The organism is Pseudomonas sp. AP42 (assembly GCF_001728935.1).
In the GTDB taxonomy this organism is placed as follows: Bacteria; Pseudomonadota; Gammaproteobacteria; order Pseudomonadales; family Pseudomonadaceae; genus Aquipseudomonas; species Aquipseudomonas lactis.
Map to the genome: position 1 here is coordinate 13517 of NZ_LYSO01000040.1, position 23989 is coordinate 37505.

At 61.0% G+C, this 23989-nt stretch carries 21 protein-coding genes and 2 tRNA genes; 16 read left to right on the forward strand and 7 right to left on the reverse strand.

All coding sequences use genetic code 11. From position 1 onward, the window contains the following. The first annotated feature begins 94 nt into the window (after window positions 1-94). Window positions 95-946 (forward strand): flagellar motor stator protein MotA, encoded by an 852-nt coding sequence (gene motA / locus A7K61_RS16165; RefSeq protein ID WP_003188041.1) that lies wholly within the window; start codon window positions 95-97, stop codon window positions 944-946. A gap of 3 nt (window positions 947-949) precedes the next feature. After that, complete coding sequence (gene motB / locus A7K61_RS16170; protein ID WP_034134753.1) at window positions 950-1969, forward strand: flagellar motor protein MotB; 1020 nt, start codon at window positions 950-952, stop codon at window positions 1967-1969. 58 nt (window positions 1970-2027) lie between these two features. On the opposite strand, the gene A7K61_RS16175 is transcribed toward motB, so the two are convergent. Together A7K61_RS16175 and rsgA are read right to left on the reverse strand one after the other, a co-directional pair. Further along, window positions 2028-2423 (reverse strand): type II toxin-antitoxin system PemK/MazF family toxin, encoded by a 396-nt coding sequence (locus tag A7K61_RS16175; RefSeq protein WP_044270978.1) that lies wholly within the window; start codon window positions 2421-2423, stop codon window positions 2028-2030. 286 nt (window positions 2424-2709) lie between these two features. After that, entirely contained in the window at window positions 2710-3741 is a 1032-nt protein-coding gene (rsgA, locus tag A7K61_RS16180) for a small ribosomal subunit biogenesis GTPase RsgA (RefSeq protein WP_003188044.1), read from the reverse strand. 108 nt (window positions 3742-3849) lie between these two features. On the opposite strand from rsgA, the gene orn reads away from it, so the two are divergent. Both orn and A7K61_RS16190 read left to right on the forward strand, forming a co-directional pair. Next, window positions 3850-4392 (forward strand): oligoribonuclease, encoded by a 543-nt coding sequence (gene orn, locus A7K61_RS16185; RefSeq protein ID WP_069557931.1) that lies wholly within the window; start codon window positions 3850-3852, stop codon window positions 4390-4392. A gap of 191 nt (window positions 4393-4583) precedes the next feature. Then, window positions 4584-5201, forward strand: a complete 618-nt coding sequence (locus tag A7K61_RS16190; RefSeq protein ID WP_169913170.1) for a trimeric intracellular cation channel family protein — start codon at window positions 4584-4586, stop codon at window positions 5199-5201. On the opposite strand, the gene queG is transcribed toward A7K61_RS16190, so the two are convergent. Further along, window positions 5198-6262, reverse strand: a complete 1065-nt coding sequence (gene queG, locus A7K61_RS16195) for a tRNA epoxyqueuosine(34) reductase QueG (protein ID WP_069557932.1) — start codon at window positions 6260-6262, stop codon at window positions 5198-5200. The two genes, A7K61_RS16190 and queG, sit on opposite strands and share 4 nt — an antisense overlap. A 63-nt stretch (window positions 6263-6325) precedes the next feature. Here queG and A7K61_RS16200 point away from each other — a divergent pair, with 63 nt between their 5' ends. From A7K61_RS16200 to A7K61_RS16255, 12 genes are all read left to right on the forward strand, one after another. Continuing rightward, window positions 6326-7186 carry an NAD(P)H-hydrate dehydratase gene (locus tag A7K61_RS16200; protein WP_069557933.1) on the forward strand — a complete coding sequence of 287 codons (861 nt, stop codon included), beginning with the start codon at window positions 6326-6328 and terminating at the stop codon, window positions 7184-7186. Then, window positions 7174-7644 carry a tRNA (adenosine(37)-N6)-threonylcarbamoyltransferase complex ATPase subunit type 1 TsaE gene (gene tsaE / locus A7K61_RS16205; protein WP_032893846.1) on the forward strand — a complete coding sequence of 157 codons (471 nt, stop codon included), beginning with the start codon at window positions 7174-7176 and terminating at the stop codon, window positions 7642-7644. Before A7K61_RS16200 ends, tsaE begins: the two co-directional genes overlap by 13 nt. Window positions 7645-7659: 15 nt before the next feature. Beyond that, entirely contained in the window at window positions 7660-9081 is a 1422-nt protein-coding gene (locus A7K61_RS16210; RefSeq protein ID WP_003188054.1) for an N-acetylmuramoyl-L-alanine amidase, read from the forward strand. Continuing rightward, window positions 9081-10997, forward strand: a complete 1917-nt coding sequence (gene mutL, locus A7K61_RS16215; protein WP_032893843.1) for a DNA mismatch repair endonuclease MutL — start codon at window positions 9081-9083, stop codon at window positions 10995-10997. Before A7K61_RS16210 ends, mutL begins: the two co-directional genes overlap by 1 nt. Then, the gene (gene miaA, locus A7K61_RS16220; protein ID WP_044270989.1) at window positions 10997-11968 is read left to right on the forward strand and encodes a tRNA (adenosine(37)-N6)-dimethylallyltransferase MiaA; all 972 of its coding nucleotides are present in this window, start codon (window positions 10997-10999) and stop codon (window positions 11966-11968) included. Before mutL ends, miaA begins: the two co-directional genes overlap by 1 nt. A 94-nt stretch (window positions 11969-12062) precedes the next feature. Further along, the gene (gene hfq / locus A7K61_RS16225; RefSeq protein ID WP_003188059.1) at window positions 12063-12323 is read left to right on the forward strand and encodes an RNA chaperone Hfq; all 261 of its coding nucleotides are present in this window, start codon (window positions 12063-12065) and stop codon (window positions 12321-12323) included. A gap of 12 nt (window positions 12324-12335) precedes the next feature. Beyond that, window positions 12336-13637: a ribosome rescue GTPase HflX gene (gene hflX, locus A7K61_RS16230; protein ID WP_003188061.1), complete on the forward strand. Its 1302-nt coding sequence runs from the start codon at window positions 12336-12338 to the stop codon at window positions 13635-13637. Between the two features lie 96 nt (window positions 13638-13733). Beyond that, window positions 13734-14909, forward strand: a complete 1176-nt coding sequence (gene hflK, locus A7K61_RS16235; RefSeq protein ID WP_003188062.1) for an FtsH protease activity modulator HflK — start codon at window positions 13734-13736, stop codon at window positions 14907-14909. Continuing rightward, window positions 14909-15775 (forward strand): protease modulator HflC, encoded by an 867-nt coding sequence (gene hflC, locus A7K61_RS16240; RefSeq protein WP_003188064.1) that lies wholly within the window; start codon window positions 14909-14911, stop codon window positions 15773-15775. Before hflK ends, hflC begins: the two co-directional genes overlap by 1 nt. 293 nt (window positions 15776-16068) lie before the next feature. Next, window positions 16069-17256, forward strand: a complete 1188-nt coding sequence (locus A7K61_RS16245) for an ATP phosphoribosyltransferase regulatory subunit (RefSeq protein ID WP_044270992.1) — start codon at window positions 16069-16071, stop codon at window positions 17254-17256. Window positions 17257-17310: 54 nt separating this feature from the next. Then, on the forward strand, window positions 17311-18600 hold the full coding sequence (locus A7K61_RS16250; RefSeq protein WP_003188067.1) for an adenylosuccinate synthase: 1290 nt from the start codon (window positions 17311-17313) through the stop codon (window positions 18598-18600). Between the two features lie 139 nt (window positions 18601-18739). After that, window positions 18740-20674, forward strand: coding sequence for a methyl-accepting chemotaxis protein (locus A7K61_RS16255; RefSeq protein ID WP_069557934.1), 1935 nt, complete (start codon window positions 18740-18742; stop codon window positions 20672-20674). Between the two features lie 93 nt (window positions 20675-20767). Here the strand turns inward: A7K61_RS16255 and A7K61_RS16260 are convergent, their stop codons facing one another. From A7K61_RS16260 to A7K61_RS16275, 4 genes are all read right to left on the reverse strand, one after another. Continuing rightward, window positions 20768-22321: an iron ABC transporter permease gene (locus A7K61_RS16260; protein WP_069557935.1), complete on the reverse strand. Its 1554-nt coding sequence runs from the start codon at window positions 22319-22321 to the stop codon at window positions 20768-20770. Further along, window positions 22321-23346, reverse strand: coding sequence for an extracellular solute-binding protein (locus tag A7K61_RS16265; RefSeq protein WP_003188071.1), 1026 nt, complete (start codon window positions 23344-23346; stop codon window positions 22321-22323). Before A7K61_RS16265 ends, A7K61_RS16260 begins: the two co-directional genes overlap by 1 nt. Window positions 23347-23490: 144 nt before the next feature. Beyond that, a tRNA-Leu gene (locus tag A7K61_RS16270) sits at window positions 23491-23577 on the reverse strand. Between the two features lie 154 nt (window positions 23578-23731). Next, window positions 23732-23818: transfer RNA gene (locus A7K61_RS16275), tRNA-Leu, on the reverse strand. Window positions 23819-23989 lie beyond the last annotated feature (171 nt).

Genomic DNA, 23989 nt, shown 5'->3' on the forward strand with positions numbered 1-23989 from the left:
TATAGTCTGGCGCAGTTTTGCCGATAAGTAGAACAAGAGTTTTGTGCAACACCCCCTATGTCCATGAACCCGACGGCGCAAGTACCCCTCTCCTATGGCTAAAATTATCGGCATCATTGTCGTCATCGCAAGTGTGCTCGGAGGGTACGTCCTCTCCCACGGTAAAATCGCCGCACTGATCCAGCCTTTCGAAGTGCTGATTATTGGCGGTGCCGCGTTCGGCGCATTTTTGCAGGCCAACCCAGGCTATATGACCATGCACGTGGTCAAGAAGTCCCTGGGCATGTTCAGCTCGCGCTTCTCCCACACGTTTTATCTGGAAGTGCTGGGGCTGATCTACGAGATCCTCAACAAGAGCCGCCGCGAAGGCATGATGGCGATCGAGGGTGATATCGAAGACGCCGCAGCCAGCCCGATTTTTGCCAAGTACCCGGCCGTGCTCAAAGACGAGCGCATGACCGCGTATATCTGTGATTACCTGCGCATCATGTCCTCCGGCAACATGGCACCCCACGAACTGGAAGGCCTGTTCGACATGGAGCTGTTCAGCCTCAAGGAAGAGCTGGAGCATCCTTCCCACGCCGTGACCGGCATCGCCGACGGCATGCCCGGTTTCGGTATTGTCGCGGCGGTACTGGGTATCGTGGTGACCATGGCGTCCCTGGGCGAGGGCGATCAGGCGGCCATCGGCATGCACGTAGGTGCGGCGCTGGTGGGGACCTTCTTCGGTATTCTCGCCGCCTATGGTTTCTTCGGCCCGCTCGCCACTTCCCTGGCCCACGATGCCAAGGAAGAGATCAACCTCTACGAAGCGATCAAGGCGTGCCTGGTGGCATCGGCCTCGGGCATGCCGCCGTCGCTGGCCGTGGAGTTTGGGCGCAAGGTGCTGTACCCGAAACATCGCCCGAGTTTCTCCGAGCTGGAACAAGCGGTTCGCGGTCGTTAAGCCATGGAAAACAACCAGCCGATCATCATCAAGCGCGTCAAGCGCTTCGCTGCGGGGCACCATGGCGGCGCCTGGAAAATCGCCTTCGCCGACTTTGCCACGGCGATGATGGCGTTCTTCCTGGTGCTGTGGCTGATGTCCACCGCGACGCCAGAACAGAAGATTGCCATCGCCGGCTACTTCAAAGACCCGATTGGCTTTTCGGAAAGCGGCACGCCGTTTGTCATTGACCTGGGCGGCTCGCCGGAACTGGCGCCAGAGCGCACCATCAACCCCGAAGTGCAAACGGAGTCGCCCCAGGAAAAAATTCCGATTGAGCGCGACACTGTCGAGTCCATGGCTGAGCAGGTCGAACAGGAGCGCCTGGAACTGTTGCTGCAGGAATTGCAGAACAAGGTTGAAGAAAACCCACAGTTGCTGAAGTTCAAGGACCAGATTTCCTTCGAGATCACCCCCGAGGGGCTGCGCATCCAGATTACCGATGCGGCCAACCGGCCGATGTTCGACTCTGGCAGTGCGCGCTTGAAGCCGTACTTTGAAGACATCCTGCTGGCCATGGCTGACACCATCAAGGCGGTGCCGAACAAGATCAGCATCAGCGGGCATACCGACGCCAAGCCCTACGCGGGCCAGGGCGATTTCGGCAACTGGGAACTCTCGGCCAACCGCGCCAATGCCGCCCGGCGTGCGCTGGTAGCCGGCAGCTACCCGGACCCGCAAGTGGCGCGCGTGGTGGGCTTTGCCTCCTCGCAGCTGTTTGATCCCAAAGACCCGTTCAACCCGGTCAACCGCCGTATCGACATCGTGGTGCTGACCAAAAAAGCCCAGCGTGCGATTGAGGGCGATCAACCACCGCCACCGGCACCGACCCAGGGCGACGGTGCGCCAGGCGAAGTGCCGGCCGACCCGAACGCGCTACCGCCGGAGCAGGAACCGTTGCCAGCCCATGAGCTGCGCCAGAAGCTGAACCTGTTTGATGATGGGGGCGTCAAGGATCCTACGGCGCCCGCACCTGGGTCATAATTGATCTATGCGCTGGAAACGTAAACGCCCCGATCATTCGGGGCGTTTTCATGTGTGTTCAAAGTGGGAGGTATGCTTTGACACCACTGACTACGCCTCGCATGTCGTCGGCGCACAGGCGCGGGACGAAGTACTCCCGACCTTTGGTGCGAGTCTTTCTATGCAACTTGTCGAGGCGCTCAAAGCTGACGGTATAAATCATGTCGCACTTCACCCATAGCTCTTTATAACCATCGGACTGAAGTGGATTGGTGCGTAGCAAATGGTGCCAGTCGTATTGGGTCGCTGGTGCAGTAGAGGAGATTGGCACCACGGTGCAGAGCTTGCGACTGTGGGTCGAGGTAGGAGATATCACGACGACTTTGCGGATCTTCAGCATTTCCGGGGCGACAAAGCCTCGGGTGAAGTCACACAGCAAAACGTCGCCTTGTTTGGGGTGATAGTAGAGAGCCAAATGTTAATTCCCCACAAAAAGCAAAGCCGCCCGAAGGCGGCTTCATTCGACACGCAGCGGAGCTTGCTTCGCCCCTTCTGCGCCGCTGGATCAACTCCGAAAAGGATCCAGACTCCTGCCAGCTTTCGCTGGTGACGGAGCAATTATGAGCATCAGGAAATCCGAATACAAGCTGGCTTGTGCGTATCAGCCACCCAGTTGGCTCGAATTCTTGATGCCTGCTCCTGTTAAATCAATGGGCTAGGGCTTTCAGCCCCCCGGTTTATGTGTATCAAGAAATTGACCGTCAATAACTGCTCTCAGGCAAGCTCGCAATAATCGACCGATAGCTGTTCATCCGCTGCTGCTGCACGCGCCCATCTTCCAGTGCCTTGAGCAACGCACAACCCGGCTCGCGGTCGTGTTTGCAGTCACGGAAGCGGCAGGTGCCGATCAGGTCGTTGAACTCGATGAAGCCCGCTTCCACATCGCTGCGGCTGACGTGGCCCAAGCCGAATTCACGAATACCCGGTGAGTCGATCAACTCGCCGCCGCCCGGGAAGTGGAACAACCGCGCGGTGGTGGTGGTGTGGGTGCCCTGGCCGGACAGTTCCGACAGCGGGCCCACGCGGGTTTCGACTTCCGGTAACAGGCTGTTGACCAGCGACGACTTGCCCACGCCTGACTGGCCGACGAACACGCTGATCCGCCCGTCCAACTGCTGCTGCAGCTGTTCCATGCCGTTGCCGTGGTGAGCCGACACTTCCAGCACCGGGTAGCCCAGGGTGCGGTAGACCGCCAGCAACGCATTGAGCGCCGGGGCGTTCTGCTCGTCGATCAGGTCGAATTTGTTCAGCAGCAGCAACGGGCGGATACCAGCATGCTCAGCCGCGACCAGGTAACGGTCGATCAGGTTGGCATGGGGCTCGGGCAGCGGCGCGAACACGATCACGATCATGTCGACGTTGGCCGCCACCGGCTTGAGCTGGCCACGGCTGTCGGGGCGGCGCAGTTCGGTGCTGCGCGGCAACTGGGCGACGATGACGCCGATGCCCTGGTTGCCGGCACGCCACACCACCTTGTCGCCGGTGACCAGCGCAGGCAGGTTGGCGCGCAAGTGACAACGGAATACCTGGCCTGCGAGTTCGCCTTCGAGCGCCTCGACTTCGACCTGCACACCAAAGTGCGCGATCACCAGGCCCGTTTGTTCGGGGCCCAGGTCGCCGCCCTCGAGCGCTTCCACGGCGGAGGATTCACGTTTGGCGGCGCGGGCGGCGCGTTCACCTTGAATCTTTTCGATGCGCCAGTTTTGGCGACGGTTGAGCTGGCGTTTGGCCATTGGTGTTCCGTGTCGATAATGCAAAAGTTGGGTAAAACGGTCGCGAGTCTAGCACGCCCCCGCCTGCTAAACTGCCCGGCTACGCCAAGGTGCCAAGAGAATCAAGCCATGCAAAACCCACAGAACCTGATTTGGATCGATCTGGAAATGACCGGTCTGAACCCCGACACCGACGTCATCATCGAGATGGCGACCATTGTCACCGACAGCAACCTCAACACTTTGGCCGAAGGCCCGGTGATCGCCATCCACCACAGCGAGGCCGTACTCGCCACCATGGACGAGTGGAACACCCGCACCCACGGTAACTCCGGGCTGACCCAGCGCGTGCGCGACAGCCACATCAGCATGGCCGAAGCCGAAGCCCAAACCATCGCCTTTCTGGAACAGTGGGTGCCCAAGGGCAAATCGCCGATCTGCGGCAACAGCATCTGCCAGGACCGTCGCTTCCTTTATACGCACATGAAGGGGCTGGAAAGTTACTTCCACTACCGCAACCTCGACGTGTCGACCTTGAAGGAACTGGCTGCGCGCTGGGCGCCTGAAGTCAAAGACAGCTTCCATAAAGGCAGCACGCACTTGGCGCTGGATGATATTCGCGAGTCGATTGCCGAGTTGCAGCATTACCGCAAGCATTTCATCAAGGCTTGAAGATGTAGCGCCTGGCCCGGCGTCTTCGCGAGCAAGCCCGCTCCCACATCTGTTCCTCGTTCGTCATGACAACTCGGTCAAGTGTGGGAGCGAGCTTGCTCGCGAAGGGCGCGACGCGGTCTTTAGCCAAACGCCCCCTTTTGGTGCCCTCGGCAAATGATTAGACTGCCGGCCTCTCTGTCAGGATCGCCATCATGTTGCTGATGCTCTACCTCGTCGCCATCACCGCCGAAGCCATGACTGGCGCCCTGTCCGCGGGTCGGCGTGGCATGGACTGGTTTGGCGTGGTGCTGATCGCTTGCGTGACCGCCTTGGGCGGCGGTTCGGTGCGCGATGTGTTGCTCGGCCACTACCCGCTGACCTGGGTTAAACACCCGGAATATTTGGTGCTGACCTCCGTTGCGGCATTGGTGACGATCTTTATCGCACCCTTGATGCGCCACCTGCGCTCGCTGTTCCTGGCGCTGGATGCGGTGGGGTTGGTGGCGTTCACTCTGATCGGCTGCATGACCGCCTTGGAGATGGGCCACGGCATGTTGGTGGCGTCGGTCAGCGGGGTCATCACCGGGGTATTCGGCGGCATCCTGCGGGATATCTTCTGTAACGACATCCCGCTGATCTTCCGCCGCGAGCTATATGCCAGCGTGTCTTTCCTGGCCGCGTGGTTCTACCTGCTGTGCCTGTACCTGGAGCTGCCCAGCGAGCAAGCGATTCTGCTGACGCTGTTCAGTGGCTTCCTGTTACGCCTGCTGGCGATCCGTTTTCACTGGGAAATGCCCAAGTTCGTCTACAACGACGACGTTCACTAACGCGCAGCGTGTTGCTCCAGCGCCCATTCCACGTGTTCGCGCACCAACTCCGACGGGTAGTCCCGCCGCGCCTTGAGCGCTTCCAGCACCGGAATGCTGGAGGGTGCATTGCCCAGGCCCACCGCCAGGTTGCGTAACCAGCGTTCGTAACCGGCGCGGCGCAAGGCTGAGCCTTCGGTGCTGCTGAGAAATTTATCCTCGTCCCACATAAACAATTCGGCCAGTTCAGCGTTATCCAGATTGTGCCGTGGCTTGAAATCGCTTTCGGCGGTGGGTCGGGCGAAACGATTCCACGGGCAAACGATCTGACAGTCATCGCAGCCAAACACGCGGTTGCCGATCAGTGGACGCAGGTCTTCGGGGATGGCGCTCTTGAGTTCGATGGTCAGGTACGAAATGCAGCGTCGCGCGTCCAGCACGTAAGGGCCGACGAAGGCGTTGGTGGGGCAGATGTCCAGGCACGCCGTGCAGCGGCCGCAGTGTTCGGTGGCGTGGGGTGGGTCGACCGGCAACGGTAAATCGACAAACAGTTCGCTCAGGAAGAAATAACTGCCGGCCTTGCGGTTGAGAACCAAGGTGTTTTTACCGATCCAGCCCAGGCCCGCTTGTTCGGCGATGGCTTTTTCCAGGACGGGCGCGCTGTCGACGAAGGCGCGAAAGCCGAACGGCCCGATCTGCGCCTGGATACGGTCGGCCAGTTGCTGCACGCGCTTGCGGATCAGCTTGTGGTAATCGCGGCCCAGGGCGTAGCGCGAGATGTAGGCTTTTTCTGGTTGGGCCAGCAATTGCGCCATCTGGGTGTCGCCGGGCAGGTAGTCCATGCGCAGTGACACCACGCGCAAGGTGCCGGGCACCAGCTCGTCCGGGTGCGAGCGTTTGCTGCCGTGGGCGCCCATGTATTCCATTTCGCCGTGGTAACCCGCGTCGAGCCAGCGTTGCAGGTGCTGTTCATGCTCAGCCAGGTCGAGGCCGCTGATGCCCACTTGTTGAAAGCCCAGCTCGCGTCCCCAGTCTTTGATCGATTGGGCGAGGGCGGGCAGATCGGAGGTAATAGCAGGCATGAGACACGGGAAACCACAGGTTAGATGCGTATAATTCTGCCAGACATCGGAGCTTGAAGACGCATGCCTCAGACAAAACACCCAATTACCGACGTTCAGCTGTTGTTGCCCGGCCATTTGCCGCAACTGGCTGCGCGTTCCCCGGACGCCCATAAGGGCCAGTTCGGCCACCTGCTGGTCATCGGTGGTGACCGTGGCTTTGGCGGCGCGGCGCTGCTGAGCAGCGAAAGTGCCCTGCGAAGCGGCGCCGGCATGGTCTCGCTGGCGACGCGGCCGGAGCATGTGTCGGCCGCTCTGGCTCGGCTGCCGGAGGTCATGGCCGTCGGCGTGAGCTCGGCCAACCAGTTGATGGGCCTGCTGGAAAAAATCTCGGTGATCGTCATTGGCCCAGGCCTGGGCGATGCCGCCTGGGGCAAGAGCCTGTTGTCGGTCGCGGCCAATGCCAGTCAGCCGCAGGTGTGGGATGCCGACGCGCTCAACCAACTGGCCACTGGCAGCGTCGAGCTGCCGGCCCACTGTGTGATTACCCCTCATCCGGGCGAAGCTGCGCGTTTGTTGGGGTTATCGACAGCCGAGGTTCAGGCAGATCGCCTTAAGGTGGCGCGCGCGTTGAGTCAGAAATTCAATGCAGTGGCTATCCTCAAGGGTGCTGGCAGTTTGATTGCCAGCCCTGATGGGCGTGTGTCGCGGTGTGATCAAGGCCATCCGGCGATGGCTACGGCGGGGCTCGGCGATGTGCTGGCCGGCCTGGTCGGCGCACTATTGGCTCAGGGTATGCCCGCGTACGAAGCGAGCTGCCTGGCCGTGTGGTTGCACGCGATCGCCGGAGACCGCCAGGGCAGTTTTGGTCGCGGCTTGGCTGCCAGCGACCTGATCCCCGCCATTCGTCAATTGCTGGAGGAGCAGTCGCCGTGCCTGAAGTAATTCTTTTCCTGGCAGATGAAGAGGCCATGGTCGCGTTGGGTCAGCGTATTTCGCAGGTCACGCAAGGGGCCGGGTTGATCTTTCTCGAGGGCGACCTGGGCGCAGGTAAAACCACCCTGTCCCGGGGGATTATTCGCGGCCTGGGCCATACCGGCGCGGTAAAAAGCCCGACGTTCACGTTGGTCGAGCCCTACGAGATCGGGGATGTGCGCGCCTTCCACTTCGACCTCTATCGCCTGGTCGATCCGGAAGAGCTGGAGTTCATGGGCATCCGTGATTACTTCGACGAGGATGCGTTATGCCTGATCGAGTGGCCAAATAAAGGCACAGGCTTTTTGCCAAAGCCGGACCTGACCATTACCATTACGCCGCATGAGCACGGACGTCAGCTGAAGTTGTTGCCCCAGAGCCCACGCGCTGAGTCGTGGTGTGCTGCTCTGGCATTGGAATTCAAATAATTGGTGGGGTTAGGTATGCGCTTTCGCGCGTTGGTTGCTGTCGTGGGGGTGTTGCTTGCGGCAATGACTGTCAATGCTCTGGCTGCTTCACAGGTGAAAAGTGTTCGCCTGTGGCGAGCGCCGGATAACACGCGACTGGTGTTCGACCTGTCTGGCCCGGTCCAGCACAGCGTCTTTACCTTGACGGCGCCTGATCGCCTGGTGATCGACATCAACGGTGCCAGCCTGGCCGCGCCGCTGAAAGTCTCCACCGCCAACACACCCATTACTGCGATGCGCTCGGCTCAACGTACGCCGACCGACCTGCGTGTGGTCATCGACCTGAAAAAGGCCGTGACCCCCAAAAGCTTCTCCCTGGCCCCCAACGCCCAGTACGGCAACCGCCTGGTGGTCGACCTGTTCGACAACCCCGCCGACGCCGCACCGCCGCCTGCGCCAACGCCGAGCGTGGCGACGGTGCCTGCGGTGCCGGTCAACCCTTCGCAACCCCAGGTCAAGCTGCCACCGCCGCCGCCCGCACCGGCCGGCAAGCGCGACATCATCGTGGTGATCGACGCCGGCCACGGTGGCGAAGACCCGGGGGCTTCCGGCTCACGCGGCCAGCATGAGAAAGACGTGGTGCTCGCCATCGCCCGTGAACTGCAGCGCCAGGTCAACGGTATGAAAGGCTACCGCGCCGAACTGACCCGCACCGGTGACTACTTCATTCCGTTGCGTGGCCGTACCGAAATTGCCCGTAAGAAGGGCGCGGACCTGTTCGTGTCCATTCACGCCGACGCCGCGCCTTCAACCGCTGCGTTTGGCGCCTCGGTATTTGCCCTGTCGGATCGCGGCGCTACCTCCGAGACCGCGCGCTGGCTGGCCGACAGCGAAAACCGTTCCGACTTGATCGGTGGCGCGGGCAACGTGTCCCTTGATGACAAGGACAAGATGCTCGCAGGCGTACTGCTCGACCTGTCGATGACCGCCTCGTTGACCTCCAGCCTCAACGTGGGCCAGAAAGTCCTGAGCAATATCGGGCGCGTGACCTCGCTGCACAAACAGCGCGTGGAACAAGCCGGGTTCATGGTGTTGAAATCGCCGGATATCCCGTCGATCCTGGTGGAAACCGGGTTTATCTCCAACGCCAACGAAGCGTCGAAACTGGCCAGCGCCAGCCACCAGCAAGCGTTGGCGCGCTCGATCAGCGCCGGCGTGCGCCAGTTCTTCCAGCAGAACCCGCCGCCGGGCACTTATATCGCCTGGCTGCGCGACTCCGGCAAAATCGCCCAGGGCCCGCGTGACCATCGTGTGCAACCCGGTGATACCGTTGCCATGCTGGCCGTGCGTTTCCAGGTCACGCCTGCAGCGTTGCGCAGCGCCAATAACCTGAAAACCGATGAGTTGAAGATCGGCCAGGTGTTGACCATCCCCGGCACTTCATTGGCGGCGCAGTAATGAGCGAATCCACCTTGAACAGCGGCTCGCGCATTGAATTGCTCAGCCCGCGCCTTGCCAACCAGATCGCCGCGGGTGAGGTGGTTGAGCGCCCGGCGTCGGTGATCAAGGAATTGCTGGAAAACAGCATCGACTCCGGTGCCAAACGCATCGATGTCGATGTGGAGCAGGGCGGCGTCAAGCTGCTGCGGGTACGTGACGATGGCAGCGGCATCTCTTCGGATGACCTGCCCCTGGCCCTGGCCCGTCACGCCACCAGCAAGATCCGCGACCTGGAAGACCTGGAGCGGGTCATGAGCCTGGGCTTTCGCGGTGAGGCCCTGGCCTCCATCAGCTCCGTGGCCCGCCTGACCCTGACCTCCCGCACCCGCAGCGCCGAGCAAGCGTGGCAAGTGGAAACCGAAGGCCGCGACATGGCGCCTCGGGTCCAGCCGGCGGCGCATCCGGTGGGCACCTCGGTGGAAGTGCGCGACCTGTTCTTCAATACCCCGGCGCGGCGCAAATTCCTCAAGGCCGAGAAAACCGAATTCGATCACCTGCAAGAAGTCATCAAGCGCCTGGCCTTGGCGCGTTTCGATGTGGCCTTTCACTTGCGCCACAATGGCAAGACCATCCTCAGCCTGCACGAAGCCAACGACGACGCCGCGCGTGCTCGGCGGGTGGCGGCGGTGTGTGGCAGCGGGTTCCTGGAGCAGGCGCTGCCGATTGAGATCGAGCGCAATGGCTTGAGGTTGTGGGGCTGGGTCGGGTTGCCGACGTTCTCCCGCAGCCAGGCCGACTTGCAGTATTTCTTTGTAAACGGCCGGGCGGTACGCGACAAACTGGTGGCCCACGCGGTACGCCAGGCTTATCGCGATGTGCTGTTTAACGGGCGCCACCCCACCTTTGTGCTGTTCTTTGAGGTTGACCCTTCGGTGGTCGACGTCAATGTGCACCCGACCAAGCACGAAGTGCGCTTCCGTGACGGGCGCATGGTGCATGACTTCCTGTATGGCACGCTGCACCGCGCCTTGGGCGACGTGCGTCCGGATGATCAACTGTCCGCGCCGATTGTCACAGCGGTGGTACGCCCGAGCGGTCCGGAAGCCGGCGAGTTCGGTCCCCAGGGTGAGATGAGCCTGGCGGCCAACCTGCTGCAATCGCCGCAGGCGCAGCCAGCCTACACCGCGCCAAATTCGGGTGCCGGTGCGGGTTATCAGTATCAATACACCCCGCGTCCGCAATCGACGGTGCCGGTGGCCGAGGCCCAGGCGGCGTACCGTGAGTTTTTCGCGCCGCTGCCGGGTGCCGAACCGGGTGCTGCTGTGGCGTTGCCCGAAGGCGGTGGTGATATTCCGCCGCTGGGCTATGCCCTGGCGCAGCTCAAAGGCATTTATATCCTCGCCGAAAACGCCCATGGCCTGGTGCTGGTGGACATGCACGCCGCCCATGAGCGGATCATGTACGAGCGCCTGAAGATCGCCATGGCCAGCGAAGGCCTCAGCGGCCAGCCGCTGCTGGTGCCTGAATCCTTGGCGGTGAGCCAGCGTGAAGCCGACTGCGCAGAAGAACATCACAGTGTGTTCCAGAAGCTGGGCTTCGAACTGCAACGCCTGGGCCCGGAAACCCTGGCGATCCGCCAGATTCCCGCGCTGCTCAAGCAGGCCGAGGCCAACCGCCTGGTGGCCGACGTACTGGCAGACCTGATGGAGTACGGCACCAGCGACCGTATCCAGGCGCATATCAACGAATTGCTTGGCACCATGGCCTGCCACGGCGCCATCCGCGCCAACCGCCGCCTGGCCCTGCCGGAAATGAACGGCCTGCTGCGCGACATGGAAAACACCGAGCGCAGCGGTCAATGCAACCATGGCCGACCGACCTGGACCCAGATGGGCCTGGACGATCTGGACAAACTGTTCTTGCGCGGCCGCTGATGAGCGCCTTGCCCCCCGCCATCTTCCTGATGGGCCCCACGGCCGCCGGCAAGACCGACCTGGCCATCGAGCTGACCAAGGTGCTGCCTTGCGAGCTGATCAGTGTCGACTCTGCCCTGGTTTACCGGGACATGGATATCGGCACCGCCAAACCGTCGAAAGCGCTATTGGCCCAATATCCGCACCAGTTGATCGACATCATTGACCCGGCGCAGAGCTATTCGGCGGCGGATTTTCGCACCGACGCCCTGGCAGCCATGGCCGAGATCACCGCGCGCGGCAATATCCCGCTGCTGGTGGGCGGCACCATGCTCTACTACAAGGCGTTGCAGGAAGGCCTGGCCGATATGCCGCCTGCCGATGCCCAGGTGCGCGCCGAACTGGAAGAAGAGGCTGCGCGCCTTGGCTGGCAGGCCCTGCACGACCAGTTGGCGGCGGTAGATCCGGTGTCTGCGGCACGTATTCACCCCAATGACCCCCAGCGGCTCACCCGTGCTCTGGAAGTCTGGCGTGTCAGCGGCCAGACCATGACTGAACATCGGCTGAAACAAAGTGCGCAAAGTGCTGACGCAGGCGCATCTGGACAGTCACAATTGCCCTATACTGTGGCGAATCTGGCCATCGCTCCGGCAAACCGCCAGGTGTTGCATGAACGAATTGCACAAAGATTCACACTAATGTTGGAACAGGGGTTTGTGGACGAGGTCGTAGCATTGCGTTCAAGAGGTGACCTGCATGCAGGGCTGCCTTCGATACGTGCTGTAGGCTACCGCCAAGTCTGGGATCATCTGGATGGCAAGCTGACGTCAGCCGAAATGCAGGAGCGCGGCATCATCGCCACGCGCCAATTGGCGAAGCGCCAGTTCACCTGGCTGCGCAGCTGGAGCGAGTTGCACTGGTTGGACAGCCTGGACAGCGACAATCTGTCACGCGCCTTGAAATACTTGGGAACGGTCTCCATATTGAGCTGAGTCCTTGCAATTGCCGTCTATCCTTGGGGGTGTGACGGCCATAAGCTATCTATTTTCCGATTTTTTATTATTGATCCTTAAAGGAGTGCGGCACATGTCAAAAGGGCATTCGCTACAAGACCCTTACTTGAATACTTTACGTAAAGAGAAAGTTGGGGTTTCCATCTATCTGGTCAACGGCATCAAACTGCAAGGTACGATCGAGTCGTTCGACCAATTCGTTATCCTGCTGAAAAACACCGTCAGCCAGATGGTTTACAAGCACGCTATCTCGACAGTCGTTCCAGTTCGTCCAATCCGTCTGCCTAGCGCAGCAGGTGATGAACAGGGTGACGCTGAGCCAGGTAACGCCTGATAGGAGTCTCCTTTGTTCTTTGAGCGCCACGGTGGTGGTGAGCGAGTAATCCTCGTTCACTTGGATGGACAGGACCCTGAGGCGCGCGAAGATCCGCAGGAGTTTCAGGAGTTGGCAAATTCGGCCGGCGCCGAGACCGTTGCGTTTTTTAACGTGCCGCGTCATCGGCCAACCGCCAAATACCTGATTGGCAGCGGCAAGGTCGAGGAACTGCGCGACCTGGTTCATGCCGAAGAAGCCGATCTGGTGATCTTCAATCACACCCTCACGCCCAGTCAGGAACGTAACCTCGAACGTGTTTTCGAGTGTCGCGTGATCGACCGTACCGGTCTGATTCTCGATATTTTCGCCCAACGCGCCCGCACCCATGAAGGCAAGCTCCAGGTTGAACTGGCCCAGCTTGACCACATGAGCACGCGCCTGGTTCGCGGCTGGACTCACCTTGAGCGTCAGGGTGGCGGTATCGGCATGCGTGGCCCGGGTGAAACCCAGTTGGAAACCGACCGGCGTCTGCTGCGGGTTCGCCTGCGCCAGATCAAGGGCCGCCTGGAAAAAGTACGCAGCCAGCGCGAGCAGTCGCGACGTGGCCGTTCCCGTGCGGATATCCCTACGGTGTCGTTGGTGGGCTACACCAACGCCGGTAAATCCACGCTGTTCAATAACGTGACCAAGTCGGATGTGTACGCGGCCGACCAACTGTTCGCCACCCTCGACCCGACCCTGCGCCGTCTGGACATCGACGACCTGGGGCCGATTGTGCTGGCCGACACCGTGGGTTTCATTCGTCACCTGCCCCACAAGCTGGTGGAGGCATTTCGGTCTACGCTCGAAGAGTCGAGCAATTCCGACCTGCTCTTGCACGTGATCGATGCGGCCGAACCGGATCGCATGTTGCAGATTGAGCAGGTGATGGTGGTGCTGGGCGAGATTGGTGCCCAGGACTTGCCGATCCTCGAGGTCTATAACAAACTCGATTTGCTTGAGGGCGTTGAGCCACAGATACAGCGCGACGAGAACGGCAAGCCCCAGCGGGTCTGGCTGTCGGCGCGAGATGGCAGCGGTCTGGAGCTGTTGGAACAAGCCATTGCCGAATTGCTCGGCAGCGATTTGTTCGTCGGCACCTTGCGCTTGCCGCAGCGTTTTGCTCGACTGCGTGCACAGTTTTTCGAGCTGGGCGCGGTACAGAAAGAAGAACACGACGAAGAAGGTGTCAGCTTGCTGGCTGTTCGATTGCCACGCTCGGAACTCAATCGGCTGGTCAGCCGAGAGGGTGTTGTACCGGCAGAGTTCATCGAACAACACACTTTGCAATAAAAGCCTGAGAAAGCGGTTGTGCCGCAGTAGCAGGCATTCTGTAGCATTGGTCGGCGCGCCGTGGGTGCGTCTTTGCTTTATCAGATGGAGAGCGCTATGGCTTGGAATGAGCCGGGTGGCAACTCGAATAATCAGGATCCTTGGGGTGGTAAGCGCCGCAATAATGGCGACCGCAAGGGGCCACCGGATCTCGACGAGGCCTTCCGAAAGCTGCAGGAAAGCCTGAATGGGTTGTTCGGTGGTGGGAAAAAACGTGGTGGTGACGACGGCGGTCGCACAAGCAAGGGCGGTGGCTATGGCCTGCTGGGCCTGGGGCTTGTCGTGCTGGCGGCCGTATGGCTCTACAGCGCCGTGTACGTGGTGGACGAGCAGGAGCAAGCCGTGGTGCTGCGCTTCGGCAAGTACTACGAGACTGTCGGTCCGGGCCTGAATATCTATTTCCCGCCGATCGACAAGAAGTACATGGAGAACGTGACGCGTGAGCGTGCGTACACCAAGCAGGGCCAGATGCTGACCGAAGACGAGAACATCGTCGAAGTGCCGCTGACCGTGCAGTACAAGATCAGCAACCTGCAAGACTTCGTGCTGAACGTTGATCAGCCGGAAATCAGCCTGCAACACGCAACCGAAAGTGCCCTGCGCCACGTGGTGGGTTCCACCGCCATGGACCAGGTGCTCACCGAAGGTCGTGAGTTGATGGCCAGCGAAATCAAGGAGCGTCTGCAACGCTTCCTCGACACTTACCGTACCGGTATCACCGTTACCCAGGTGAACGTACAGAGCGCAGCGGCACCGCGTGAAGTGCAGGAAGCCTTTGACGACGTGATCCGTGCCCGTGAAGACGAGCAGCGTTCGCGCAACCAGGCTGAAACCTATGCCAACGGCGTTGTGCCGGAAGCCCGTGGTCAGGCCCAGCGCATCCTTGAAGATGCCAACGGTTACCGCGACGAAGTGGTCTCCCGCGCCAAGGGTGAGGCAGATCGTTTCACCAAGCTGGTTGCCGAGTACCGCAAGGCACCTGAAGTGACCCGCGAGCGTCTGTACCTGGACACCATGCAGGAAGTCTTCAGCAACACCAGCAAGGTTCTCGTGACCGGCAGCAAAGGTGGGCAGAACAACCTGCTGTACCTGCCGCTGGACAAGATGATCGAAGGTGGTCGTAGCGGCGCCAGTGCACCGTCCACCGGTTCGAATGCCGCTGCCAACGAAGCGAGCGCCCGTGCGGCCGCTGACTTGCTGCAACAGCAAACACGTACCAGGGAGAGCCGTTGATGAGCAATAAATCGCTGACCGCCCTGATTGTGGGCGTCGTCGTGGTCATCGCTGCCTGGAACTGCTTCTACATCGTCGCTCAGACCGAGCGTGCGGTGCTGCTGCAATTCGGTCGCGTGGTCCAGGCAGATGTCCAGCCGGGCCTGCATGTGAAAGTCCCCTACGTCAACCAGGTGCGCAAGTTCGACGCCCGCCTGATGACCCTGGATGCACCGACACAGCGCTTCCTGACCCTGGAAAAGAAAGCCGTGATGGTCGACGCCTACGCCAAGTGGCGCGTCAAGGATGCCGAGCGCTTCTACACCGCGACTTCCGGCCTCAAGCAGATTGCCGACGAGCGTTTGTCCCGTCGTCTGGAATCGGGCCTGCGTGACCAGTTTGGTAAGCGCACCCTGCATGAGGTGGTATCCGGTGAACGTGATGCGCTGATGGCTGACATCACCCGTTCGCTGAACACCATGGCGGAAAAAGAATTGGGTATCGAAGTGGTCGACGTCCGCGTCAAGGCCATTGACTTGCCCAAGGAAGTGAACCGCAGCGTGTTCGAGCGTATGAGCACCGAGCGTGAGCGTGAGGCTCGTGAGCACCGCGCCAAGGGTAACGAGTTGGCTGAAGGTATCCGTGCCGATGCCGACCGTCAGCGTCGTGTACTGCTGGCAGAAGCCTACCGTGAGTCTGAAGAGGCGCGTGGTGATGGCGATGCTCAAGCCGCGGCGATCTACGCCAAGGCCTACGGCCAGGACCAGGAGTTCTACGCGTTCTACCGTAGCCTGCGCGCCTACCGTGAAAGCTTCGCGAACAAAACCGACGTACTGGTGCTGGACCCAAGCAGCGACTTCTTCCGCTACCTGGAAAAGTCCAAGTAACCAGCCCGTGATTCTGTAAGGCGCACTCCGTCGGGCGGCTAAAATGCCTGGCGGGGTGATCCTTTCAGAAAACGGGTGTATGATGCGGCAGCCGGGAAATTCCCGGCTTTTTTGCGTCTGCATGTTTGATTCGGCAGGCGTGACAGGTTTTTCGAGGAAAGTGCCCGACGAGGCCGTTTGCAGGCCGTTCGTCACGTCGCTCTTGCGCGTGGTTTATGCAAGGGGCGGGTATTTTCTGCTTCACTCAAGGCTCGGCCGAGGGCTGGCCGCCCGGATCAAAGGGGAATGGCGTAATGGCAACGGTAGACCGCTGGCTGCTGCCAGATGGCATCGAAGAAGTACTGCCACCAGAAGCTGCGCGCATTGAAGTAGCGCGTCGCCAGGTGTTGGATCTGTTCCAGAGCTGGGGTTACGAGTTTGTCGTGACTCCCCATATCGAGTACCTGGAATCCCTGCTGACCGGCGCGGGCCAGGACTTGGATCTGCGCACCTTCAAGGTCATCGACCCGCAATCGGGCCGGCAAATGGGGTTCCGTGCCGACATCACGCCGCAAGTGGCGCGCATCGATGCGCACACCCTGCGTCGTGAAGGCCCGAGCCGCCTGTGCTACGCCGGCAGCGTACTGCATGCCCAGCCACGTGCGTTGTCGTCTTCCCGTAGCCCGATCCAGTTGGGCGCCGAGTTGTACGGCGATGCCAGCCCGAGCAGCGATGTTGAAGTGATCAGCCTGATGCTGGCCATGCTGCAACTGGCAGATGTGCCGGATGTGCACATGGATCTGGGCCACGTTGGTATCTACCGTGGCCTGGCGCGCGCTGCCGGGTTGTCCGGTGAAGTGGAGCAACAGTTGTTCGATGCCCTGCAGCGCAAGGCGATCGATGAAGTGATCGCCCTCACCGAGGGTGTGCCTGCTGAGCTGGCTGGCATGCTGCGGGCGCTGGTAGACCTGTGCGGCGGCCGTGAAGTGCTGGCGGCTGCGCGTGAACGCCTGGCCAATGCGCCGGCGCCGGTCTTGGCGGCACTGGATGACGTGCTGGCGATTGCCGAGCGCTTGTCGGCACGGTTCCCGGAGCTGCCGCTGTATTTTGATCTGGGTGAATTGCGCGGCTACCACTACCACACCGGTGTGGTGTTCGCGGTGTTCGTTCCGGGTGTTGGCCAGGCCATCGCCCAAGGTGGTCGCTATGACGATATCGGCGCCGACTTCGGTCGTGCGCGTCCGGCCACTGGTTTTTCCACCGATTTGAAAACCCTGGTGACCCTGGGGCGTGCTGAGGTCGAGCTGCCGTCTGGTGGCATCTGGATGCCCGACAGTACGGACGCAGCGCTCTGGCAGCAGGTTTGCCAGTTACGCCGTGAGGGTCAGCGTGTAGTCCAGGCCTTGCCTGGGCAGCCATTGGCCGCCGCCCGTGAAGCGGACTGCGACCGGCAATTGATTCAGCAGAACGGGCTTTGGCAAGTATCGCCACTGGCTTCTTGAGTTTTCCTGCCGGCCATCGCCGGCACCAAGTTTGCGCGAATGAGGACAAGTGTTATGGGTAAGAATGTCGTAGTCCTGGGCACCCAATGGGGTGATGAGGGCAAAGGCAAGATCGTTGATCTGCTGACCGAACATGCTGCCGCCGTAGTGCGCTACCAAGGTGGCCACAACGCTGGTCACACCCTGGTCATCGATGGCGAAAAAACCGTCTTGCACCTGATCCCGTCGGGTGTCCTGCGCGAAGGCGTGCAGTGCCTGATCGGCAACGGCGTGGTGGTCGCACCTGACGCCCTGCTGCGCGAGATCACCAAGCTGGAAGAGAAAGGCGTACCGGTGCGCGAGCGCCTGCGTATCAGCCCGTCCTGCCCGCTGATCCTGTCCTTCCACGTTGCGCTGGACCAGGCCCGTGAAAAGGCGCGTGGCGAGCTGAAGATCGGCACCACCGGTCGCGGCATCGGCCCGGCCTACGAAGACAAGGTTGCACGTCGTGGCCTGCGTGTGGGCGACCTGCTCAACATGCCGCGCTTTGAAGACAAACTGCGTGAACTGGTGGATTACCACAACTTCATGCTGGTGGGTTACTACAAAGAGCCAGCCATCGAGTTTGAAAAGACCCTGGCCGAGTGCAAGGAATACGCTGAGCTGCTCAAGCCGCTGATGCTGGACGTGACGGCCGAGCTGCACGACCTGCGTCGCGCTGGCAAGGACATCATGTTCGAAGGCGCCCAGGGTTCGTTGCTGGACATCGACCACGGTACTTACCCGTACGTGACCAGCTCCAACACCACCGCTGGCGGCGTTGCGACCGGTTCTGGCGTTGGCCCGATGTTCCTGGACTACATCCTGGGTATCACCAAGGCCTACACCACTCGCGTAGGTTCGGGCCCGTTCCCGACTGAGCTGTTCGACGACGTCGGTGCGCACCTGGCCAAGCAAGGCCACGAATTCGGCGCCACCACTGGCCGTGCTCGTCGTTGCGGCTGGTTCGATGCCGTAATCCTGCGTCGCGCTATCGATGTGAACAGCATCTCGGGTATCTGCCTGACCAAGCTGGACGTACTCGACGGCCTGGAAACCATCAACATCTGCACCGGCTACAAAGATGCTGAAGGTAACGACGTTGCTCCGACCGACGCTGACAGCTACGTGGGCCTGCAGCCTGTGTACGAAGAAGTGCCGGGCTGGACTGAATCGACCGTGGGCGCCAAGACCCTGGAAGAGCTGCCAGCCAACGCTCGTGCTTACATCAAGCGCGTCGAAGCGCTGATTGGCGCACCGATCGACATTATTTCGACGGGCCCGGACCGCAACGAGACCATCGTTCTGCGTCACCCGTTCGCGTAATAAGCTGTTGATGTAACAGGCAAAGGGCTCCTTAGGGAGCCCTTTGTCGTTTCTGCCCGGCAAGCGGCACGACCCTTGCTGTGTTTCCCTCTTTCGAGGTGCTATCAAATTAGTGGCATCCGTGGTGGAGGGATTTCCAGTGTCTGCCGTTCTCTCGTTGTTACAAAGCCGTCTATTGCGGCCGGTGTTCGTTACCCTTGGTATCGCTCTTTTGGTGCAAGTGCTGGTGGCCGTCGCGCTGACGCGGAGCACGGTGACGGCGCTGGAAGCCGATTTGGGCAATCGCTTGGGCGTTGATAGCCAGAAGTTGTCTGGCGAACTGGCTCAGGCCGGCAAGGAAGTCACCTCCAGTCTGGACAGCCTGTCCGCCAGCACGCGCCAGCGACTGACAGCAGGGCTTTCCACGCGCTTGCAGGAAGAGCAAAAGCAATTGCGTGCGACGTTGGAAAAAGACCTGCAGGACTCCGCCAATGACATGGCGCAACTGCTAGCGTCGGTCGCGCCCCGTGCCATGTGGGACAGTGACGTGCCGACCCTTTCAGAGTTTGCCCGCCGGGCCCAGCGCAACCCCAATGTGCTGTTCGTGGTGTACGACGACGCCGCAGGCGAGCACCTGACCCGATACCTGAACCGCGAAAACCCGATCAACCAGGCCCTGCTGGCAAAGGGCGCAGGGGAGCGCGCCCTGGATAAGGTGCTGGACGCGGCCAAGACAGACCCGTCCGTGTATTACGTCGAAGCCTCTATCAGCCCCAACGGTGTGGAAATCGGCAAGGTGCGCATGGGTGTGTCGACCGCAGCGGTTGAGGCCGACCTGCAAGCCTTGGATAAGCGCTTTGCCGCGCTGATCGCCAGCGGTGACCAACTGGTGGGCGACAGCCTCAAGGGCGCCGCAGCTGACAGCGCCAGCGCCATGGGCGCCCGGCTGCAATCGGCGCAAGCCACTGCCACGCAAATGACGGCCAACACCGCCAGCGCCGTGCAAGACGCGGCGGGCACCCTGCGCTGGCGCATCGGCATGGGCCTGGCACTGGTGGGGCTTGGGGTGTTGCTGCTGATCGCTATCGTGCTGGGCCGGCGCGTGGTCAATCGCCTGAAGCTGCTGATTGCCGCGATGGATGACTTGGCGGCCGGCGAGGGCGACCTCACCAAGCGCGTGCAGATCAACAGCAAGGACGAAATCGGCGATATGGCCTCGGCGGTCAATCGCTTTGTCGATAAGTTGCAGCCCATCGTGCGGGAGGCGGGCGACGTGGCCCAGCGTACCGGCGTGGAAATCGGCGCCATGACGTTGCGCAATGCCGGCGCCGATGCGGCGGCGGGCTTGCAGCGTGATGAAGTGGCCGAGAGTTTGCGCGCCTTGTCGCAAATGGCCGACGAGGCCCAAGCCGAAAGCCACGCCATGCAGGCGGCTTTGCAGCAGGTGGTGGATATTCGCCAGGCCACGGATGAAAACTCACGGACCTCGGCCGAAGTCGGCAGCTTGATCGAGGCGTTGGCGGGGCAAGTGCAGGCCGGTTCCCAGGTGATCGAACGGCTCGCGCAGCAAAGCGAACAGATTGAAGTGGTGTTGACCGTGATTCACGGCATCGCCGAGCAAACCAACCTGCTCGCCCTCAACGCGGCCATCGAAGCGGCACGGGCTGGCGAGACTGGGCGTGGCTTTGCGGTGGTGGCGGACGAAGTGAGGGCGCTGGCCAGCAAGACTCAAAGCTCCACGGGCGATATTCAGGCGCATATCGTCGCGTTGCAACAGGGCGCGCGTGAGGCGGTGGAGACCATCGGCAAGGCCGGGCGTCAGGCCAATGAGGGGCTGCTGGTGCTGCGCGACAGCGTGCGCTTGCAGCAGACGGTACAGGCTTCGGTGGAGCAGGTGCATGCGGCGATTGGCCTGGCGACGCGCGCGGCTGAGCATCAGGCCCAGGGCGCGCATGCGGTGCGTGGGCGCGTCGAGGTGATTCACGCCCAGGCCGAACGTGCGGCGCAGGCGGTGGTGGAGACGACGGCCAGTGGCAAGGTGCTGGATGGGTTGGCGGCGCAGTTGAAGGCGAGTTTGGGGCAGTTCAGGGCTTGAGGTTGCCAGGGAGGGCCCCTTCGCGAGCAAGCCCGCTCCCACAGTTTGAAATGCATTCCAAATGTGGGAGCGGGCTTGCTCGCGAAAGCGGTTTCAGCGGCTCAAATACATCCGCGTCGTAAGCAGATACACCGGCAACCCCGACACCAGAATCAACAACGCCGCATACGGCGCCGCCGCTGCAAATTCCACATTCGAGGTATGCGCCCAGACGGCCGTCGCCAAGGTATTCAACCCGGTCGGGCTCAGCAGCAGCGTGGCCGTCAGTTCCTTCATCGCATCCAGGAACACCAACGCAAACGCCGCACCCAATGCCGGGAATATGATCGGCAGGGTGACTCTGCAAAACGCACTGAGCGACGATGCGCCTAATGTGCGCGCAGCCTCTTCCAGCTGTGGTGCCGCCTTGTTCAGCGCTGTACGAATCGGCGCCTGTGCCAACGGCAAAAACAGCAGCGCATAAGCAATCAGCAATAACGCCGAGGTCTGGTACAGCGCTGGCACGTAATGCAGGGCGAAATACACCAGGGTCAACGCAATCACCAGGCCGGGCAGGGCATGCAGTAAGTACGGCAAACGTTCAGCCCAGATCGCCAGTTGCCCTTTGTAGCGCACCACCAGCAACCCCACCGGCACGGCCAGTACCAGGCACAGTGCGGCGCCGCCCAGCGAGAGCGCCAGAGAAGACAGCAGCGCCTCACCGATCTCGGCCATCGGAAACGCTGCCGACGAACCGACTGCCAGCCAATACCCGAGCATGCCCAATGGGATACCACTGCCGATGATCGCCAGCGCCAGGCAATACACCTGGCCCAATGGCGCCCACTTGCCCAGTCGAACCTGCTCGGCGTGTCGCGCCGCGCCCTGGCCGATGCGCACGTGCCGGCCTTTGCCGCGTACGCGCAGCTCCAGCCACAGCAGCGTCAGGCACATCAGCAGCAGCACTGCCGAGAGCATCGCCGCATTGGCATTGCTGAATTCCAGTTCGAACTGCTGATAGATCGCAGTGGTGAAGGTCTGCAAACCGATGATCGACAGCGCGCCGAATTCAACCAGCATGTGCAGTGCGATCAAGAGTGAGCCAGCCAGCAGCGATGGCCACAGCAGCGGCAAGGTGATGCGAAAGAACACACCCCAGCGGTTGAGCCCCAGCGTGCGGGCCGACTCTTCCAGGGAAGGGTCAAGATTGCGCAGCGTTGCCGCCACCGGTAGAAACACCAGCGGGTATTTGGACAGGCTCATCACCAGGATCGCGCCGCCGAGCCCCTCGAACTGGGCGCTCAACGACACCCAGGTAAAACTGCTGACGAACGCCGGCACCGCAAACGGCAGACAAAGAATCACGCCCCAGAGGCGCCGGCCTGGCAGGTTGCTGCGTTCCAGCAGCCAGGCCAGGGACAGGCCGATCACGCCGCAGGCCAGCGTCACGCCGACCATCAGCGCCAGGGTGTTGCGCAGCAGCCCGAACACATAAGGCCGCCACAGTAGATGCACCGCCTCCGTCCAGCCCGCCTGCCAGGTTTTGAGCCCGACATAGACGAGCGGCAACAGGCTCAGGCCAACCAGCAACAGCACGGGCAGCAGCAGCCAGATCGACGGGCGTTTGCGACGGGGGGTGAACCCCGCGACGGAAAGCGATGGGTTCATCAGTTCAGGCCAACGTCACGTTCCAGTTCCAGGGCTTCTTCGGCGTTACCCAGGTCTGCGGGGGTCACTTTCGGCGGCTGCAACTCGCTAAATGGCTTGAGGCCCCGGTTCGATTCCATGCCCTTGCGCAGCGGGTACTCAGCCGACGTGTTGGTGATCACGCGCTGGCCTTCTTCGCTGGCCATGAATGCCAGCAATTGCTGAGCTTCTTTGGGATGCTTGCTGGATTTGAGTGCGGCGGCGGAGGACACGGTGATCAGGCCGCCGGCATCGCCATCGGTGAAGTAATGCAGTTGGGAGTCCAAGTTGGTTTTTTCCTTTTTAAGGGCAAACCAGTAGTAGTTGTTCACCAACACGGTGGCCACTTCGCCGTTTTCCACGGCCTTGAGGGCGACCATGTTGTTGCTGTACACCTTGCCGAAGGCGCGCAGGCCGGTCAGCCACTCTTCGGCGGCTTCGCGACCGTGCAGCTTGATGATCGCCACGGCTTGTTCCTGGAACGCGCCGCTGGTGGGCACGAAGCCAACCTTGCCTTGCCACTCGGGGCCAGCGAAATCCAGCACCGATTTGGGCAAGTCTTTTTCAGCAATCAGTTTCGGGTTGAAGGCTACGACGCGGGTGCGTGCGGTCACGCCCATCCAGTCGCCGTTTTTGCCCACGTAATCCTTGGGCAGCACATCGAGGGTGCTGGCATCGATTTTTGCCAACAGGCCTTGTTCGCCGAGCTTGTTCAGGGGTGGTGATTCTTCGGTGTAGATGACGTCGGCAGGGGAGCGCTCACCTTCTTCGACGACCTGGCTGGCCAACTGGTTGCTGCTGCCTTTGCGCACGTTGACATGAATGCCGGTCTTGGCTTCGAAGGCCTTGGCGAGTTCATCGCCGACTTCTTTGTGTTGGCCGTTGTATAAGGTCAGGGAGACCTTGTCGGCAGAATGGGCGGCGGGCGAGAGCAGGGTCAGGCTGAGTAGGGTGAGGGTCAGGCCGCGCAGAAGGGATGTCTTGAGTCGGTTGTCACGGATCATCATCCGAAGGGTTCCTCGCTTATATGCAACAAATCATTGCAAGGATAAACGATAAATCTTCTCAAGTGCGGATGAGGGGGGAATCACTGGGGAAGTTTTCAAACCCCGGAAACGAAAAAACCCGCTTTCGCGGGTTTGATCTGAATTTGGTGCCCAGGAGAAGACTCGAACTTCCACGACCTTGCGATCACCAGCACCTGAAGCTGGCGTGTCTACCAATTTCACCACCTGGGCATTATCTAACAACGTTGCCGCTGTTGATGGGGCGAACTATACGGCGGGGCTTTTGATCTGTAAACCCCTGATTCGAAAAATATAAATCAATTTTTCCGTTAAAAATCAAAGGCCTGAAACGAAAAAACCCGCTTTCGCGGGTTTGATCTGAATTTGGTGCCCAGGAGAAGACTCGAACTTCCACGACCTTGCGATCACCAGCACCTGAAGCTGGCGTGTCTACCAATTTCACCACCTGGGCAGCATCAACAACGTTGCCGTCGTCGATGGCGCGCACTATACGGAGCGATATTTGAGCTGTAAACCCCTGCCATGAAAAAAGCCTGGAAAATTTCGCCAGTGGTCGTGCAAGGTGCGCGCCGGGGGTCGCAAAGAGCTTTTAAACGCTTGTTGATACCTGAAATTTCCCGTT

Coding starts and splice junctions, on each gene's coding strand:
- motA (WP_003188041.1), top strand. CDS start 95: ATGGCTAAAATTATCGGCATCATTGTCGTCATCGCAAGTGTGCTCGGA.
- motB (WP_034134753.1), top strand. CDS start 950: ATGGAAAACAACCAGCCGATCATCATCAAGCGCGTCAAGCGCTTCGCT.
- mutL (WP_032893843.1), top strand. CDS start 9,081: ATGAGCGAATCCACCTTGAACAGCGGCTCGCGCATTGAATTGCTCAGC.
- hfq (WP_003188059.1), top strand. CDS start 12,063: ATGTCAAAAGGGCATTCGCTACAAGACCCTTACTTGAATACTTTACGT.
- A7K61_RS16250 (WP_003188067.1), top strand. CDS start 17,311: ATGGGTAAGAATGTCGTAGTCCTGGGCACCCAATGGGGTGATGAGGGC.
- A7K61_RS16260 (WP_069557935.1), bottom strand. CDS start 22,321: ATGAACCCATCGCTTTCCGTCGCGGGGTTCACCCCCCGTCGCAAACGC.
- A7K61_RS16265 (WP_003188071.1), bottom strand. CDS start 23,346: ATGATGATCCGTGACAACCGACTCAAGACATCCCTTCTGCGCGGCCTG.
- A7K61_RS16210 (WP_003188054.1), top strand. CDS start 7,660: ATGCGCTTTCGCGCGTTGGTTGCTGTCGTGGGGGTGTTGCTTGCGGCA.
- queG (WP_069557932.1), bottom strand. CDS start 6,262: ATGCCTGCTATTACCTCCGATCTGCCCGCCCTCGCCCAATCGATCAAA.
- miaA (WP_044270989.1), top strand. CDS start 10,997: ATGAGCGCCTTGCCCCCCGCCATCTTCCTGATGGGCCCCACGGCCGCC.
- hflK (WP_003188062.1), top strand. CDS start 13,734: ATGGCTTGGAATGAGCCGGGTGGCAACTCGAATAATCAGGATCCTTGG.
- rsgA (WP_003188044.1), bottom strand. CDS start 3,741: ATGGCCAAACGCCAGCTCAACCGTCGCCAAAACTGGCGCATCGAAAAG.
- orn (WP_069557931.1), top strand. CDS start 3,850: ATGCAAAACCCACAGAACCTGATTTGGATCGATCTGGAAATGACCGGT.
- A7K61_RS16245 (WP_044270992.1), top strand. CDS start 16,069: ATGGCAACGGTAGACCGCTGGCTGCTGCCAGATGGCATCGAAGAAGTA.
- A7K61_RS16200 (WP_069557933.1), top strand. CDS start 6,326: ATGCCTCAGACAAAACACCCAATTACCGACGTTCAGCTGTTGTTGCCC.
- hflC (WP_003188064.1), top strand. CDS start 14,909: ATGAGCAATAAATCGCTGACCGCCCTGATTGTGGGCGTCGTCGTGGTC.